This is a genomic window from Rufibacter ruber, from assembly GCF_014138425.1.
Classification (GTDB): domain Bacteria; phylum Bacteroidota; class Bacteroidia; order Cytophagales; family Hymenobacteraceae; genus Nibribacter; species Nibribacter ruber_C.
The window spans coordinates 65082-81429 of the sequence record NZ_JACJIQ010000014.1; the positions used below are offsets into that span (position 1 = coordinate 65082).

The 16348-nt window shown below is 53.5% G+C and carries 10 protein-coding genes; 2 read left to right on the forward strand and 8 right to left on the reverse strand.

The genetic code is table 11. The features are described from left to right. Window positions 1-18 precede the first annotated feature (18 nt). A complete protein-coding gene (locus FHS90_RS15825; RefSeq protein ID WP_066836616.1) occupies window positions 19-1569 on the forward strand; it encodes a glycoside hydrolase family 10-like protein in 1551 nt (516 codons plus the stop codon). Window positions 1570-1759: 190 nt separating this feature from the next. Here the strand turns inward: FHS90_RS15825 and FHS90_RS15830 are convergent, their stop codons facing one another. From FHS90_RS15830 to FHS90_RS15865, 8 genes are all read right to left on the reverse strand, one after another. Beyond that, on the reverse strand, window positions 1760-2311 hold the full coding sequence (locus FHS90_RS15830; RefSeq protein WP_182513761.1) for an HD domain-containing protein: 552 nt from the start codon (window positions 2309-2311) through the stop codon (window positions 1760-1762). A gap of 358 nt (window positions 2312-2669) precedes the next feature. Beyond that, a complete protein-coding gene (locus FHS90_RS15835) occupies window positions 2670-2900 on the reverse strand; it encodes a hypothetical protein (RefSeq protein WP_066836618.1) in 231 nt (76 codons plus the stop codon). 590 nt (window positions 2901-3490) lie between these two features. After that, window positions 3491-3907, reverse strand: a complete 417-nt coding sequence (locus tag FHS90_RS15840) for a hypothetical protein (protein ID WP_182513762.1) — start codon at window positions 3905-3907, stop codon at window positions 3491-3493. Between the two features lie 217 nt (window positions 3908-4124). Further along, complete coding sequence (locus FHS90_RS15845; protein WP_066836622.1) at window positions 4125-4517, reverse strand: hypothetical protein; 393 nt, start codon at window positions 4515-4517, stop codon at window positions 4125-4127. Window positions 4518-4994: 477 nt separating this feature from the next. Then, window positions 4995-6722, reverse strand: a complete 1728-nt coding sequence (locus FHS90_RS15850; protein ID WP_182513763.1) for a bifunctional lysophospholipid acyltransferase family protein/GNAT family N-acetyltransferase — start codon at window positions 6720-6722, stop codon at window positions 4995-4997. A 397-nt stretch (window positions 6723-7119) separates the two neighbouring features. Next, window positions 7120-8136, reverse strand: a complete 1017-nt coding sequence (locus tag FHS90_RS15855) for a PorP/SprF family type IX secretion system membrane protein (protein ID WP_066836626.1) — start codon at window positions 8134-8136, stop codon at window positions 7120-7122. Window positions 8137-8142: 6 nt separating this feature from the next. Then, window positions 8143-14493 (reverse strand): T9SS type B sorting domain-containing protein, encoded by a 6351-nt coding sequence (locus FHS90_RS15860; protein WP_182513764.1) that lies wholly within the window; start codon window positions 14491-14493, stop codon window positions 8143-8145. Between the two features lie 83 nt (window positions 14494-14576). Then, on the reverse strand, window positions 14577-14726 hold the full coding sequence (locus FHS90_RS15865; protein ID WP_182513765.1) for a hypothetical protein: 150 nt from the start codon (window positions 14724-14726) through the stop codon (window positions 14577-14579). A gap of 701 nt (window positions 14727-15427) precedes the next feature. Between FHS90_RS15865 and FHS90_RS15870 the strand changes: the two genes are divergently transcribed. Beyond that, window positions 15428-16183 carry a phosphatase PAP2 family protein gene (locus FHS90_RS15870; protein ID WP_066836630.1) on the forward strand — a complete coding sequence of 252 codons (756 nt, stop codon included), beginning with the start codon at window positions 15428-15430 and terminating at the stop codon, window positions 16181-16183. The last annotated feature ends 165 nt before the right edge of the window (window positions 16184-16348 follow it).

Here is a 16348-nt window from a genome sequence, read left to right on the forward strand (position 1 = left end):
AACCTTAACACACCAAACATGATTAAAAAGTTATTGGCGGTTTCTGGCCTCTGCCTCACTGTTCTCTTAAATTCCTGCACTACCTCAAAGCCGGTGGCGAAAGAGGAGCCGGTGCGGCAGCCTGGCCCCGCGGTGGTGGGGCCAAAGGCAGACAATGAGTTCAGGGCGGCCTGGGTAGCCACCGTGGCCAACATCAACTGGCCCAGTAAACCAGGTCTAACCACTGAGGAGCAGCAAAAGGAAGCCATTGCCCTGCTTGATTTCCTGAAGAACCATCACTACAATGCCGTGGTGTTCCAGGTTCGGCCGCAGGCCGATGCCCTGTATAAGAGTGATCTGGAACCGTGGTCTTACTACCTCACCGGGGTGCAGGGTAAAGCCCCGGAGCCGTATTATGACCCGCTGGAATTCTGGACCGAGGCCGCCCATGACCGTGGTTTGGAGCTGCATGTCTGGCTTAACCCGTACCGGGCGCACCACACCGCCGGCGGCCCGGTGAGTGAGCAGTCAATAGTGAAGAAGCGCCCGGAGCTGGTGGTAAAACTGAAGGAAGGCTACCACTGGATGGACCCGGCCCACCAGGGCACCCAAGACCATTCTTACGCCGTGGTCATGGACCTGGTGAAACGCTATGACATTGACGGCGTGCATTTTGATGACTATTTCTACCCGTACCCGTCTTACAACGGCGACCAGGATTTTCCTGATGAAGTCACCTGGGCGGCTTACCAGAAGTCGGGCGGAACGCTCTCCCGGGGAGACTGGCGGCGGCAGGCGGTGAACCAGTTCATTGAGCGGCTCTACCGGGGGATCAAAGCAGAGAAGCCGTATGTGAAGTTCGGGCTGAGCCCGTTTGGGATCTGGCGGCCCGGCTACCCCGCCTCTGTGCAAGGGTTTGACCAGTATGAGCAACTGTACGCAGACGCCAAGCTGTGGCTCAACAAAGGCTGGGTAGATTATTTCACCCCGCAGCTGTATTGGAAAATTAACCAGATCAACCAAAGCTACCCGGTGCTGCTGGGGTGGTGGGAGCAGGAGAACACCATGCGCCGCCACCTGTGGCCGGGCATAAGCGTGGGCAATGACAGCAGTGAGGTCAACGTGCGCGAAATTCTGAGCCAGATCATGATTTCCAGGGGCATGCTGCCTAACAGCAAAGGCGTGGTACACTGGAGCATTTCGCAGGTGACTAAGAATCCGCCCATGGCGAAGGCCCTTCTGAACGGCCCTTACAGAAATGACGCGCTGGTGCCGGCCAGCCCCTGGTTAGACAACAAGGCCCCCGAGGCCCCGGCGGTAAGCACTGAACTGGAAGGTGACTCTGTGCGCGTGGTCTGGATCCCGAAGAACGAAAAAGACGCTTTCAGATCTGTGGTCTACTACCAGTACGGCAACAACTGGAGCTACAAAATCCTGAACCGCCATGACCGCTCTTTCACGTTGAAAAAGACGGTGGCCGCCAACCCCGCTACCCTCCTGCCGCTCAACAAGGTAGCAGTGGCCACCGTGGACCGGGTGGGGAACGAAGGCGCACGCAAAGAGATAGAAGTGCCCAAAGAAGGTTTGTAAACTGCCCTGATTTACCAGCAAGGCCTGACGTATTTTTAGAATACGTCAGGCCTTGCTGTTTCAGAAGCTGGGCCGGCGGTTGTGTCTAACGCAGGGCAGGTTCTGTTTTTGGGCTGTTTTTCAGAAATCAGCCCAAAAACAGAACCTGTTTTTCCTGATCATGCAAGCTTCTCTTGTTGAGTCAGGGGTTTCAGGAAACGGGTTGTAACTGCAGCTCCTCAGCATGCGGCTGAAGCGTTTGAATGATGAATTCAATGTGTTCGGGCAGGTCAATGCCCAGGAGCTCGGCCCCTAGCCTCACTTCAGAGCGGTCAACTGAGGCGGCAAAACTGGCTTGTTTCAGCTTCTTCAGGACAGACTTTGCCTCCAGGCCTTGCAGCCGCTGCGGCCTTACCTGGGCACAGGCTACTACAAACCCCGTGATTTCATCACAGCCCAGAAGAGCTTTGTCTAGCAGCGTGTCATGGGAAACACCCCAGTGACTGTAATGGGCAGCGATGGCGTGCGCCATGGCGTCTTCGCCGCACTCCTGCAAAATGCCCACCACTACCTGCGGGTGGCGGTCTGGGAATGCTTCATAGTCGGCGTCATGCAGGAGGCCGGTGTTGCCCCAGAGTTCCTGGTCCTGGGCTAGCTTTTGGGCATACCCGCGCATGACCAGTTCAACTGTGCGGGCATGGCGGAGCAGGCTTTCGCCTTTGGTGTACTGGTGCAGTATCTGGACGGCTTCTTCTCTGGTCATGGCTATGGCAGGTTTAAGGCAGAAAGATAATTTCTGCTTTGGCAGAATGCAAAGGAGAGAAACCGCCCCTTCTGTTTTGGGCCTGTTTTCTGAAAAACAGGCCCAAAACAGAAGGGGCGGTGAAATGCCTGCTTTAAGTATTGGCCTTTTGTTTCATAAGCCAAAATACCAAGTTTGAGGTTCTGCCTGGGCGGTTTTGGAGCCCTAGAGGGCAGTTGCGAAGAAGATAAAAATTCTTGCCAAGGCCAATGCTGTGTGCAGCCCCAAAGGTTCAATTAATAATGTGCCCTACAGAGCGTTGAATTTGAACGCTGCCAACAGATTTATTTTGCAGGGGAATGCCTTCGGCGGTGCCGTCTTAGTGGTGGTGATGGTGGTGGTGATCATCTTCTGGGTTGTGTCTCAGGTTCTGGATGGTGCCAAACAGAAACAGGGTGCCCCAGCAGAGGTAGAGGTAATGAAAGGATTCTACCTCTTTGCCCCAGAGATGCAGAAAGAGCTGCGCCAAAGCAGACATGATTACGCCGGTGAGGGCAATGAACTGGAACGAGTTCATCTCTTTGGGGTTGAAAATTTTAGACCATTCCATAAGGTGCCAAATTAAACTGTCTGCCTCACAGCAAACGTGCTACATCTTTTGGTATACGTTGAAAGGGAAGCCAGGGGCAAAGGTTTCAACCAGGGGGTGGTGGGGCGCCAATACCAATTCAACTGCTAAGGTAGCTGTTTCTGTGAAACCTAAGGCGGCAGCCGGAGATTACCCGGAAGAATTATTGCCTGAGGTAAAGCATAAAAGGGTAGGGTTTTGTTCAGCCTGGAGACTCAAATCAACACCAGGTCAAGCGCTTGACTACTTGTGCCCGCCATTTTGTGATTGACTCCCTTTGCTGCCTGCCTGCGGCCATTCCCAGGTTCACGCGGTCTAACGGAAATCAGGTGTAGGCAGTAACCCTGGCGCGAGACTGACATCGCTTAACGTAAGATGCGGCGAGTCGCCAGATTAGCGGGGCCGTTAGGTTGACCCCCAACCGTACCTTAGAAGGGGTAGGCGTAACCTCTGCTACCACCTGTAGAACCAAAAAAACGAAGCCCCGTGGCCGGCAGTAAACCAGGCGCGGGGCAAAAGCTGTTTTGGGGCTGTTTTTGAGAAAACAGCCCCAAAACGCAAAGAAAACGCGGTCAGTTCAACCTGCCCATGGCAGACGCTAACGCCTGGCTGGGGCGGGTGAACTCTACGCGGTTCTCCCGGAAACGCTTGTACTGGATGTACTGCTGTGCGTTGAGCAGGCTGAACATGCGCTGGTTGTAGTGCTGCTCCACCTCGTCTACCCTGAGCTCCAGGTCCCGGGGGCGCAACTGGTGAGCCTGGGTAGACAGCGCCATCAATTTGGAGAGGCGTTCACGGTTGTATTTTTTTACCTGAATAAGGGTGCCCTCGGGTAAGTTCAAGGCAGCTCCCATCTCCTGGGTAAGCCGGTCTGCCATACGCTCTGAGGGAGTGGCTTTCTGCGCAAAGCCGGTAGAGCACCAAAGGGAGAAAAAAAGAAAGAAAGCGATGAAAGTAGATTTGCCCATGTTCTTCAAAGAAATAATCATCTGCACGTTTGAACAGTGTTTTCACCCATTTGAGAGTGGTCACAGCGGCATGTACGGCAAGGAAAGGGTTGGTGTTTTGGCTATTACACAAAATGGGAAAGAGAAAAACAGCCGTCCGGAGCAAGGGCCTGGGCGGCATTGCTCAGAAACTACTGAGAACAGCAAAGCCCAGTTCTCTGAGAGCTGGGCTTTGCTGTGGAAATATTTCTGGTTAACGTTATTTCTTGGGAGCGGCAGATGCTGACTGTACCAGGGAAAGGAAGTTGGCTTCTGGCTTGGTTTTGAACTCTGCGTAGGCGGTCACCTGGCGGGAATTCAACATTTTGAAAAGCTTCTCTTCAAAATCATCTTCAATTTCACGTAACCGCACCTCGCGCATCTCAGCATCATCTGAGTACATCTTTTCCGCCTCGGCGGCTTTCACCAGGCGCTCTGAGTTCAGGTTCTTTAATTTGATGTATTCGTTCTCGTTCAGTGACATAGACTCCACCATCAGGCGGGTAATATCACTGGAGGCTTTCTCTAGCGCTGGGTTAGAAGGGGTGTTTTGCGCAACGGCGCTTACAACCAGGGCAAACAGGAAATACAAAGTGAGAGTAAAGTTTTTCATAGTGGTAATGGTAGGGGTTGAACAATTTGGATGCTGTGTTTTTAATGTGAAAGTGTATTGGTCTTGGTAATGTTAAATTTTCTGATATGTGTGTTTTTACGGAGGTTGCTATTGGGTGTTTTGAATAAAGGCGCTAAATAGCCTATTGTGAGAAAGTTATAATCAACTTGTTTTTAAAGTGCAATTTTAGCATGTGAAAGAGTGTTGGAATTATGTAATATTTATGATGTTGAATGTTTAGTTTTATGTATAAAGGAATAGAAATAAAAAAGGCTGCCCAGGGGGCAGCCTCACAGGCAGGCAGAGCCTGCTTGAAATGAGTCTTTCAGGCTGTAAGGGGGGGCAGAACCCTGCCTTCGTATTTTGTTGCCTTTATGGCGTTGCTGAGAAGATTAAAAACCGCAATGGAAGAACCTCTCGCGGCCCCTAGCCGCTTGCAAGGCCAAAAGCTAAACCTGCTGTTGAATTGAATGTGCCTTAACTGACTATGCGGTGGAAGAGCCGTTCTGTCTCTGAGGGCAGGTCTTCAACATTCATGACCATGAACCCGTCCAGGCTGTTAGAGAAGGCGGGGTCAATGTTAAACCCTATGATTCTGGCGTTCTGGAGTAAGTACCGCTTCAGTAAGACTGGCAGCCCCTGCCGCCTGGGCTCTATCTCTTTGATCAGGTTGTCCAGATCAGAAAGGCCAGACAGGCGCTGCTGCAGAACCTGCTGGTGGGTGGCCTGTTTAACATTGGCTCTGAACGCCTTTCTGGGTTTCACATACTTGGCCAGCTCAGGGTCATAAAAGTGGTTTTTGATAAACTGCACCATGAGTGACTGCGAGAGCTGGCTAAAGCAGCTGCTGATACTCACCGGCCCAATCAAGTACTTGTAGTTGGGCTTCTCCTTTAAAAACAGGCTCAACCCTTTCCAGAGCAGGAGCAGCGGAAGGGCTTTGCGCTGGTATTCAGGCCTGATAAAGGACCTGCCCAGCTCCAGCGAATGCTTGAGCAACGGGACCAGCTCCTTTTTGATTTTGAAGAGGGAGTTCAGGTAAAAACCGCTTTTGCCGTGCCGCTTCCAGATTTCCTTTCCTTTGCCTACGCGGTAGGCACCCACCAGCTGGCGGGCGTGGCGGTCATACACAAACAGATGGTGGTAGTGGTGGTCATACTGGTCCAGGTCTATGGCTAGCCGGGTGCCTTCACCCACCTGCCGGAAGGTGATTTCCCGCAACCTGCCAATTTCCCGCAGGGTGTGGGGGATCTGCCCGGCTCTTGCCAGGTAGACATCAAAGTGCAGGTGCGAATATAGCTTTTTGGACGGAGGCAGGTTGGCCAGCTCCTCCTCCAGCAGCGCAGGGGCCGTCTCCGGGACAACGGGTGCCGCCTTGGTGCCTTTTTGCGCCAGGGTTTGCGACGGCAGGGAAAGGGCGTAGGTTTTCGCCCTGATGAAAGAGAGAAGCTCTGTTTTCTGGTATTGTTGCCAGTCACCTGCGGGTATAGGTTTCCCAATGCGCACCTGTACCTGGTGCCCTTGCTTGTTCAGTAACTCGGCTGGCAGCCGGGCGGTCTGTAACAGCGGGTGTACCATGCCCATGAGCAGAAAGGTGAGGCTGTTGTGGCCGCTAAAATGAACCGGCAGCACAGGTACGTCTGCTTTCCTGATCAGTTTTGCAACAGACGCCTGCCACGGCTTGTCTACCACCTGCTGGGTGCTCATCTGCCAGTTTGAAACTTCGCCCGCCGGAAAGACCCCCAGTGGGTGGCCCTCCTGGAGGTGAAGCAGTGCCTGCCGCATGCCGGAGATGTTTTTCCGGGCTTTGCCGTCAAAGGGATTGACCGGCAGAATCAGGGAAGAAAGGTTGGGGATGGAGGCGAGCACCTCGTTAGCCAAAACTTTGGTGTCTTCTCTTCTCTGGGAAAGCAGCTCTAGCAGCAAGAGGCCGTCCAGGGCCCCGTACGGGTGGTTGGCTACGGCAATGAATCCGCCGGTGGCGGGAATATTCCTGAGTTCCTCTGCCTCAAAGGTGTAGGTGATAGACAGCTGCTGCAGCAGGTTGCTGATAAACTCATTGCCCTCCAGGGTGGCGTTGCGGGAGTACAGTTGATTGATCTGGGTCAGTTTGAGAAGGCGCATCAACAGGCGGCCCCACTTGTGCTGCTGCAGCTGCTGTAACGGCTGAAGGGGGAGGAAGGCGGGTTGAGATAAGCTTTGCATGGTGCGGCTCCTGGTTTGCTGCAGTTGACGTATGGTTTCTCCAATGCAAAACTACATGTGCCAGATTACCTTACCGTTAATTCAACTTTATCAGTTTATCAACTCTTTACGCCTTGTGGTCACGGGTGTTAAGGGTTGCCGTGGAAGGTGGAATGGCTGGCAGAGGAGTGTAGTTTTCTGTTTTTGGCCTGTTTTCCTGAAAACAAGCCAAAACAGCAGGGGGTGCCAGCCCTGCCTCACCAGCAGTTGCGTGCGACAAGCAGGCGGGGAATAGGGGATGGCTGTTTTCTCTAAGAATTAGCGCTAGGCGTTAGGGGGAAAAGCAAACTCCTGTTTTCGGCCTCTTTTTAGAAAAGTAGGCCGAAAACAGGAGTTTGCATCTGAAAAGGTGAGGAAACTACCAGAGCCACTGCGGGCAAAGCAGGCGGCCTTTGTTCTGGAGTTTGAGACCTATGATCAACTCGTGGCTGCCGGCGCTGGCGCCGTTCAGTTCGCTGGTGGTTAAGTCATATGAGTAGCCTATGTCTAAGATATAGTTCACGTTGATACCCGCCAGGGCAGCCATGGCGTCTCCGTGCCGGTAAGAGAGACCCGCCCAGATGCGGTTGGCATAGGTGGCTTTCATGTTCAGGTCAACAGACACAGGGCTGGGGCTGGCCACCTTCACCATGACAGAGGGCTCCAAAGACAAGTCATAGCGCAACCGCAACCGGTACCCGGCCGTCCCGAAGAAGTGGGGCTGCAGCTCTTGCTGCAGGGTGTTCATGCCTTCGTTCTTAGAGATTTTGTCTGTGAGCAGCTGGGCGGCAGAAATACCCACATAAAAGATGTCTGAATAGATCCAGGTGCCCAGGCCAAGGTCAAATTTGGTCTTGGTAAGCTGCCCCGGCTGCAGGGCATTGTCGTTTTGGTTGGCCAGGTGAATGGCATTGCCATCCAGGCGGGCTTGCACCAGGCCACCGGCCATCCCCACTGACATGTTGATGCGTTTGGTGATGGGGTGGTGGTACGCATACGTCAGGTTGAGGCTGGTATTGCTCAAAGGCCCTGTTTTGTCAACCTGTGCCATGGCGCCAAAGCCGTGGTGGGGCCGTGACTTGTGGAATTTATTTGCGCGGTTGTTGTTGACAGGCATCTTTGGGACAAACCCTTTCCCTGCTTTGGGGAGGTTAGAGTTCCGGTCGCTCATGCCCAGAGACGTATGCCCGCTAATATAATAGGTGACAGGGGCCCCTTCAATCCCCACCCACTGCCTGCGGGTGCCCATACGCACGTCTGTGTAGCTTTCAATGCCGGAGAGGGCGGGGTTTAACAGGTAGTTGTTGAACAGGTATTGGCTGTACTGGGGCTTTTGCTGAGCGGCAGCTGGCATGGCCAGAACCAATAAAAACAATAGTTGTGCAAGCTTTTTCATCTATGCTTACTTGATAATGGTAACGTTCCCTGAAAGTGGTGGCTTTTTGTCATCTAGCCTGATGATATAGTAATAAGTGGCCGCAGGTAGGGGCTGGCCGTTGTACCGGCCGTCCCATGGGGTGGTGTATCCTTTTGATTCAAATACTTTGTTGCCCCAGCGGTTGAAAATCTCCACACGGCAATTAGGGTACGCTTTAAGGTCTGGGAGTTCCCACGTCTCATTCATGGAGTCTCCGTTGGGGGTAAACCCGTTGGTCAGGTTCACAGGGTGGATGACAGTCACTTTTACCTCGTCTGTAGACACACAGCCTTCTGCGGTGGTGACGGTAACGGTATACACCTGGCTTTCCAGTCCTTTGAATACTGGGTTGGCGATGTTGTCTTTGGTGAGGCCGGTGCTTGGGAACCATTTGTAAGACACCCCGCCAGACGCAGTTAACTCAATGTTGTTGCCGCTCTCCACGCTCACGTCTTCGCCGGCGTAAGCTGTAGGGGCAGGAACGGTCACTGTTACCGGCACCCGGTCACTGGCACAACCTGAGGAAACCGACTGAACATAGAAGGTGGTCGTATTTTGCAGCGGCAAAGTGGTATAGGTGACGCCATCAAAAAGTTTTTTTCCGCCCTGCTCGGCATCATACCACTCTACCACTGTGCCAGAGGTGCTGATGCTGGCTGACAGCGTGGTGGTGGTGCCTGCGCAAATGGTGGTGCCCTGGGCAACAGGAGGTGCTGGTCTGGGGTTCGCAGTGATCATTACCGCGGCGCTGATGATGTTATTGCAGCTGCCGGAAAGGACCCTTCTTCTAAACCAGGTGGTGCGTTGCAGCGTGCCGGGGCTGTAATGCTGTTCTGAGGAGGTTCCAGCCGCGGTGGTGAAGCCAGTGGATTCACTTGTGGTGCTGCTTTCCCAGACATAGGTAAACGTGCCGTTTCCTCCCGAAGGGGTAGAACCCGTCAGCCTGGCCGGTGAAGAACCCACGCAAATGGTTTGGTCAGTACTGATGGTATTGTTGGTCACCGCCGCAAACACGGTCACTTTCACCGTATTAGAAGTACTGGTAGAGGCACCTGAGCTTACCTTGCGGCGGAACCACGCAGTCTGTTGCAAAGCAGCCGGGGCGTAATTCTTGTCATCTGCAATGCCGGGGGCGGTAACAAAACCAGACGTAGGGCTGGTGGTGCTCATTTCCCAGGCGTAGCTGAAGTCTCCGTCACCACCTACCGGGTCAGAGCCGGTTAAGGTAGCCGGCGTTGAACCAGCACAGATATTCTGATCTGCGGTGATGGTGTTCTGGCTAACGGCAGTTCTGATGGTGATGGTGACTACCCCGCTGATGTGGCGGCAGCCGCCAGAGATCACAACCCTTCTGAACCAGGTAGTCTGGGTGAGAGGGCCAGGGGAGTACGTTCTGCTGTTTCCATTTTCCTCTATGGCCGTAAAGCCGGTAGAGGAGCCGGTGGTGCTGCTCTGCCACTCAAATGAGTAGGTGCCGTTTCCGCCGGAGGGAGTGGTGCCAGAAAGGGTATTGGGCTTGCTGTTGCCGTAGATCACCTGGTCTGCCGTGATAAAGTTGTTGTTGATGGCAGGGCTTACCGTGATTTTAACCGGCTCGCTTACGTGCGGAACACAGTTTTCTGACTTAACAATTCGGCGGTACCACATGCTCTGGAATAACGTGCCGGGGGTGTAATTGGGAGATGTGCTGGAGCCGCTGGCATTGGTAAAAGTCATGCCGTCTGCACTGCTCTCCCACTGGTAGGTGAACTTGCCATTGCTCCCGGTGGGCACGCTGCCCAGGATGGTGGCTGCGGCACTTCCGGCACACACTTGCTGGCCTTCTGCCAGTATATTATTCCCAATTGGGTCCAGTACGGCCACCGCTATTGAAATGCGGGGGCTGGCACAGTTGCCTCTCACCGCCTGTACATAAAACAGGCTGCTCTGGAATAGATTTGAGGTGGTGAAAGAGGCGGTGCCGCGGGCTACGGCAGTGCCGCCGGTAGGCTCAGTATACCACTCATATACCACATCTGTCAGTGGGCTTTTCACGGTCAAGGTAGCCCTTTCAGAATGGCATACCGTGACGGCGGCTACCTGTGGAGCTGCAGGGAGCTGGTTTACCGTTACTTTTACCACGTTGCTGTAGGCTCCGGCACATGCCCCGGCCGTTACTCTTCTCCGGAACCAGGTGGTCTGGGTTAATACTGCGGGGGCATAATCCTGGGCCGTAGCTTCTCCCGCTGCTGTGGTAAACCCAGAGGTGGCACTGTTGGTGCTGCTTTCCCAGACATAGGTGTAATTGCCGTCTCCTCCGGTGGGCAATTGGCCTTTCAACAAGGCTGGGGCTGTCTGGGCGCAGATGCTTTGGTCATCACTGATGGTATTTTGGGCAATAGCAGGTTGTACCTCTACTTTTACCGCTTCAGAATAATCAGAGCAGGGGTATGAGGTGACTTTTCTGCGGTACCAGGTTGTCTGCTGTAGCACGCCAGGGTTAAAGTTGATCTGGTTGCTGATAATGCCGGTGATTGGACCAAAACCTGAAGTGGCGCTGGTGGTGCTCATCTCCCAAGCGTATTGATAGCCATTGTTGCCACCGGTAGGGGTGCTGCCTACCAGCTGCGGAGAGGTGGTGCCGGCGCAAATAGTATGGCCAGAGGCAATAGTATTGTTTTCTATTACTGGGTTTACCGTAACAGTGACCGCTTTTCTGACGGAAGAAGGGCAGCCGCTTAGGGAAACGGTTTGAGCATAGTAAGTGGTGGTCTCTTCCAGCTTTGGTGTTGTCAGGGCATGGCCTTCATGGATCAGGTTGCCGCCTGTTGGGGCGTCATACCACTGTACCCGGTAATCACTGGAGGCAGGGGTGGCGGTTAGCACGGTGCTGCTGCCTTGGCAAATGGTCACATTGGTAGCCGTTGGGGCAACTGGTAAAGGCAGTACTGTCACCTTGATGGCTCCGCTGGTTAAGGTACACTGGCCAGAGAGGGTAACTCTTCTATACCAGACAGTAGCTGAAGTGTTGGAGATGACACCTGGTGCATAGGTATCGTCAGTGCCATTGTTCGTAATGGTAGTGAAACCGGCAGTAGCGCTGGTGGTGCTTTTCTCCCATCTGTAGGTGTAGGTTCCATCTCCGCCAGTGGCGGCCGGCACTTGAATTGCCGGAACCGGCGAGCCTGCGCACACTGTGATGTCTGCCGGCATGGTTACGGGAACAATAGCAGGGGTAACGACTACTTGTACCACGTTAGAATATTCAACACATGCTCCCATGGTCACCTTGCGTCTGAACCAGGTAGTGGTTCTGAGGGCGCCAGAGGAATAATTCTGCCCAGTGAATGTTCCCGGAGCGGTGGTAAACGTTTGCTCATCAGTACTTACTTCCCACACGTAAACAGGGGTGCCGTTGCCGCCGGTTGGTTTAGTGCCGGTAATGGTGGCAGGTGTGGCGTCCTGGCAGATGGCGGCCACCTGTGCGATGGTATTGTTGGCGATAGGAGGTTGAACCGTCACTTTTACCGCGGTGCGCGACACGGTACAACCACCGGTGGCGGTGCTTTGTACATAGTACGTAGTGGTAGCGGTGAGGGCAGGCGTTTCAAAGGAATCACCGGTAAATAAGGGCTCTCCGCCAATTGAGGAGGCATACCATTCATACGGTCCGCCGGGGGCAGTAGCCGTTAAGGTGGCGGTGGCGCCGCTGCAGATGGTAACGCCGGCTGCCGTAGGCGGTTGAGACAATGGGTTCACAGAAACCTGAACCGCAGCTGTGTATTGAGCACAACCATCTATGGTTACTCTCCGGCGGAACCAGGTAGTCTGGGTCAAGTTGCCCGGTTGGAAAGACTGCTGGTTGTTAGTACCTGTTGCCGCGGTAAAAGAGGCGGTGGCGCTGGTCGTGCTGCTTTCCCACAGATACTGAGGAGTTCCTCCGTTTCCGCCGCCAGGCAGTGATCCCTCAATCAAAGCCGGTTTGGTGCCAGAGCAGATTGTTTGGGCTGCTGTAAGAAGGGTATTGCCGGTTACGGCCGGTACTACGGTTACTTTGACCGGGGCAGACACACTAGTGCAGTTGCCTGAGGCAGAAGTAACGGTACGTCTGAACCAGGTACTCTGGGTAATTTTACCAGGGCTGTAGTTGGCAGAAGTTCTGGTATTAGCGGCAGAGGTAAACGTAACCCCATCTGTGCTGCTCTCCCATAAATACTTAAAGGAATTGTCACCTCCAGACAGCGTACCTCCGGTTAAGGTAGTGGCCGTGCCCCCAAGGCAGATGGTGTGCGCCTGGCCAATGGTATTGCCTGTAATAGCAGGGTAAACTGTAACTTTAATAGGGGTACGGTTGCTGGAGGCGCAGCTTTCTGGGGTGACAGTAGCGGCATAATACGTGACCGTGCCAGCAGTGAGAATAGGGGTAGTGAATTTCTCACCCGTTCCCAGGGCTTCTCCGCCAGTGGCGGCCGCAAACCAGGTTACCGTGCCGCCGGTGGCGGAGGCGGCTAACGTGGCAGAACTACCAGCGCAGGATATAATTTCAGCTACTGCCGTGGTAGGCGCGGCTGGCAAAGGCTGAACGGTTACGGTCACCGGCACCCGTTGTGGTGCCGTACAATTATTGGCAGACACCGCCTCTACATAATATGTGGTAGTTGCAGTAAGGGCAGGGGTGGTGAAGGAGGCATTTGAGCCAAGGACAGTGGTGGCTTCTTGAGATGCATACCAGTTGTACCGGGCGGCGTTGCCCTCTGCTGTAAGAGTGGCAGTTGTGCCGTAACAGATAAGGGCTGGGGCAACCTTTGGTAACACGGGTTGCTCCAGAATTGTCACGGTCTGAACCGCTGCCGTAGAAACCCCACATTCGTTCCAAATCTCTACTTTCACCTGAAACTGGCCCGGATCTGTAAAGTTGATGGTAGGATTGGCCTCGGTGGCCATGTTCGCATCAGCGAAAGAGGCGCCGGCTCCCTGCAGGGTCCACTGGTAGCGGGAAATGGTGCCGCCTTTGGTGTCATACACCGGGGCATGCGCAGAGTTGGCGGCGGTGAAGGCAATGGTCTGCGGGCCGCAATAAGTGGCAGTGGCAGGCAATGTAACCGTAGGCTTGTCTCTGATGATGATTTCCTCTGTGGCGGTAGTGGTGCCGCAGGCGTTTTTAGCCGAGAGCTTAACGCTGTATTTGCCGGGCTTGGTGAATAAAAAGACGGGGCTGGCGTCTTTGTCTGTACCGCTGGCGTACGTCACTCCTTCGGCGGGCAGTACTGACCAGGTATATTGCACACCTGTGCCTGAGGAAAGGTTGCTGACCGCCACTTTGTTAGGGGTACAGCCGTTCAGTTGCTCCGGTAACAGCTTGAAAGCCGCTACGCCCGGCTCCTGAACGGTGATGGTTTTAGAGGTCTCATCGCCTTGGCAGGTAGAGCTGCTGCCCACGGGGTCAACTTTTAATTTGATCACATAGACACCCGGTTGGGTGAAAATAATAGACGGTTTCTCTGAGGTTGAGCTGGTGGCGTTGGTGTAGGTCCAGCCAGTGGCAGGTTCAATAGACCAGTTGCGTCTGTAGGCGCCGCTGTTGCTGGGGTTGTTCCCGTTGAAACCTCCCGTAGACTCGTCCTGGAAATCTACCTTCTGGTTAACACAGACAGGGCTGCCTGGTTTAAAGGAAAAGCCGGCAATGGGTTTGGAGGAAACAATGATACCGCTTACTGAAGATGTGGTTTTGCGGTTTACACAGTCAATTGCCTCGCCGTAGATGGTAAAGCCGTTGGCTGTTTCCCTTGATGATTTGGTGAAGGTATGGGTGATGCTGGCCGGTATGGTGGCCTGGGTGAAGTACATAGGCTCACTGCCATCATCAAACCAGATTTTATAGGTGGTAGAGGGGGAGTTGCTGGTGATCCCCGTGATCCCGAAGGTGAAGGTGGCAGGGGCGCAGTCTGAGGTGTTACCTGGGCTTTGCAAACCAAAACCAGGGTTGCTGCCGTTAAACACAGTGTAGGTTTTACTTTCAGTGCAGCCGCTTTGGCTGGTGACAGTGACCTTCAGGTCAAACTTGCCCCGGGTTTTATACGTGTGGTTGGCAACGTCAAAAGAGGCCGGATACGTGTTTTTCTGCCCGTCACCCCACTCAATGGTATACTCTTTGTTGGTGGCAATGGTGGTAGACGTATTGTAGATCTCCAGCTTGTAATCATAGGAGCCCACAATAGAGCTACACTGAATAAAGTTCTCAGCATTGGCATCTGCTATGCTGGGGTCTGGCTGGTCTGGGCAGCTTTGGGCGTAAGAGGTTAAGCTCCAGAAGAGAAGGAGGCTTAAGAAGCACAGTATTTTTTTATAGGGCGACATGGTGCCGAGAAGGTAATGGTATGACACGTACTAAAAGTCAGAAAGCACTAAGTGAAAAGGCAGAACAACTGCTGGGTTCTACTTTATACCTGGTGGGAGCGGTGCTGCCCAGAAAGCATGTCTTCTGTACTATTAAAAGATATCTGCCGCAGGGCGTATTGCGCCATCACCTGGCAGGGCTGGGGGGAAGTTTGAGGGGAAGATGTTATAAATAATGAGTATAATGGTTTCATAGGTTTAAAGTTGAATTGCACAAATGTAACACTTGTGCGAGGTTGTTGGTTTATGTTAAATATCGTCTTCGTTAGAAAAGTGATGTTACTATGGCTGTTTTAATGGCGGTAACATGTTATCTTTCAATATTAGTTCAAACCTTCGGATAAAATTCCCGTATTTATCTCACTTAAACAATATAAACATTTTAATATTGTTTATAACATATATTGGTTGTATTCCTTTTGTTAAGAAAAGTGGTAATATTGTACAATTATGTATAGCTGCCTAAGCTTCTAAACATAATTTTGAAATGTCTCCGAGATTGGTTTACTTTAACTACAGGTTTGAAGCATTCATCTTGCTAAATGGGGGGTTCGGCTAGTGACTACTCCCGCTCGCCGAAATACTTTTTGCAAAGAGAATTAACCTAGTACCTTTGAGACATCAAAACAGCAAAACAGTTGCTGGTTAAGAAATTAAGGAGCAGCGAGGCACTCTTGCCTTGGCAGGGGCGTCAAAAGATCTGGTGCTTATTGGGGGATATGCTACAGACGCTGATGACATTTGTTTCGCCTGCTCCTACCCATCACAGACCTCTCAGTGAAAACTGAGAGGTCTTTTTTTTCGCAAGGTTTCCGGCCTTGATCCCAACGCGCCTTTTCCCGTAAGGAAGGGCATGCGTGTACCTCATCTCCCTTTGCACCGGGTAATCTCCCAAATGTTACACAAGGCCCGCCAGCTGAGGGCGGTGCGCTGGTTGCAGCGCAGGTTTCCTGCCTTGTTCCACTTCCTGCTGCAGCGGTTCAACCCAAAGAAACTTTACGGGCTGCCTTTGACACTGGTACTACTGGTGGGGGCGGTGCAGCTCAGCCTGCTCTCTGAACTGACAGAGCAGGTGATGGAGGCAGAGGAGATGGTGCAGGTAGACCGGCAGCTCACCTCAGCCCTGTACAACGGCAGAACCTCCCTGGGGGCCACTTTTTTTCTGGGGGCCACCCAGCTGGGGGGGCAGTTGGGGGCCATTGGGCTGGGGCTGCTGTTGTCGTTTTTCCTGGCGCGGCAGAAACGGTGGCGAAGCATACTGGTGTTCTGGCTGGTGCTGGGGGCGGTGGGGCTGTCAGTGCGCTACGGCAAAGAGTGGCTCCAGCGGCCCAGGCCCGAAAACGTAGCGTATGTGACCTACCAGCATTTCTCCTTCCCCAGCGGGCACTCCACTACGGCCACCGCCTTGTTTGGGATGGGGGCCTACCTGTTGGCGAGGCACGTGCGGCAGCGGCGCTATTGGCTGTACACAGGGGCTGCAATAGCGGTGGTGCTCGTTGGCTTTAGCCGCATGTACCTGGGCGCACATTACCTCTCAGATGTGCTGGCGGGGTTTCTGCTGGGGAGCCTTTGGGTGCTGGTGGGCATCAGTCTCCTGGAATGGCTCCAGTACCGGCGGCGGTCCGGCACGTCCCCTTCTGCCGCCCCGTAACTCTGCAACCGCATGTCTGTTTTAGGGCTGTTTTTCAGAAAACAGCCCTAAAACAGACATGCTGCATGGTTCTGTGCTGAGGCTTCCGGTTTTGCCCAAACGGCCTGGCCGATGCATGCCCGCCCGGCTATTGCTTAGGCAGTAGAGCAGTTTTTCAGTATATTT

Excerpts from the sequence above, each read along its gene's own strand:
- FHS90_RS15835 (WP_066836618.1), bottom strand. The coding sequence starts at position 2,900 with ATGGAATGGTCTAAAATTTTCAACCCCAAAGAGATGAACTCGTTCCAG.
- FHS90_RS15870 (WP_066836630.1), top strand. The coding sequence starts at position 15,428 with ATGTTACACAAGGCCCGCCAGCTGAGGGCGGTGCGCTGGTTGCAGCGC.
- FHS90_RS15845 (WP_066836622.1), bottom strand. The coding sequence starts at position 4,517 with ATGAAAAACTTTACTCTCACTTTGTATTTCCTGTTTGCCCTGGTTGTA.
- FHS90_RS15825 (WP_066836616.1), top strand. The coding sequence starts at position 19 with ATGATTAAAAAGTTATTGGCGGTTTCTGGCCTCTGCCTCACTGTTCTC.
- FHS90_RS15855 (WP_066836626.1), bottom strand. The coding sequence starts at position 8,136 with ATGAAAAAGCTTGCACAACTATTGTTTTTATTGGTTCTGGCCATGCCA.
- FHS90_RS15860 (WP_182513764.1), bottom strand. The coding sequence starts at position 14,493 with ATGTCGCCCTATAAAAAAATACTGTGCTTCTTAAGCCTCCTTCTCTTC.
- FHS90_RS15850 (WP_182513763.1), bottom strand. The coding sequence starts at position 6,722 with ATGCAAAGCTTATCTCAACCCGCCTTCCTCCCCCTTCAGCCGTTACAG.
- FHS90_RS15865 (WP_182513765.1), bottom strand. The coding sequence starts at position 14,726 with ATGAAACCATTATACTCATTATTTATAACATCTTCCCCTCAAACTTCC.
- FHS90_RS15840 (WP_182513762.1), bottom strand. The coding sequence starts at position 3,907 with ATGATTATTTCTTTGAAGAACATGGGCAAATCTACTTTCATCGCTTTC.
- FHS90_RS15830 (WP_182513761.1), bottom strand. The coding sequence starts at position 2,311 with ATGACCAGAGAAGAAGCCGTCCAGATACTGCACCAGTACACCAAAGGC.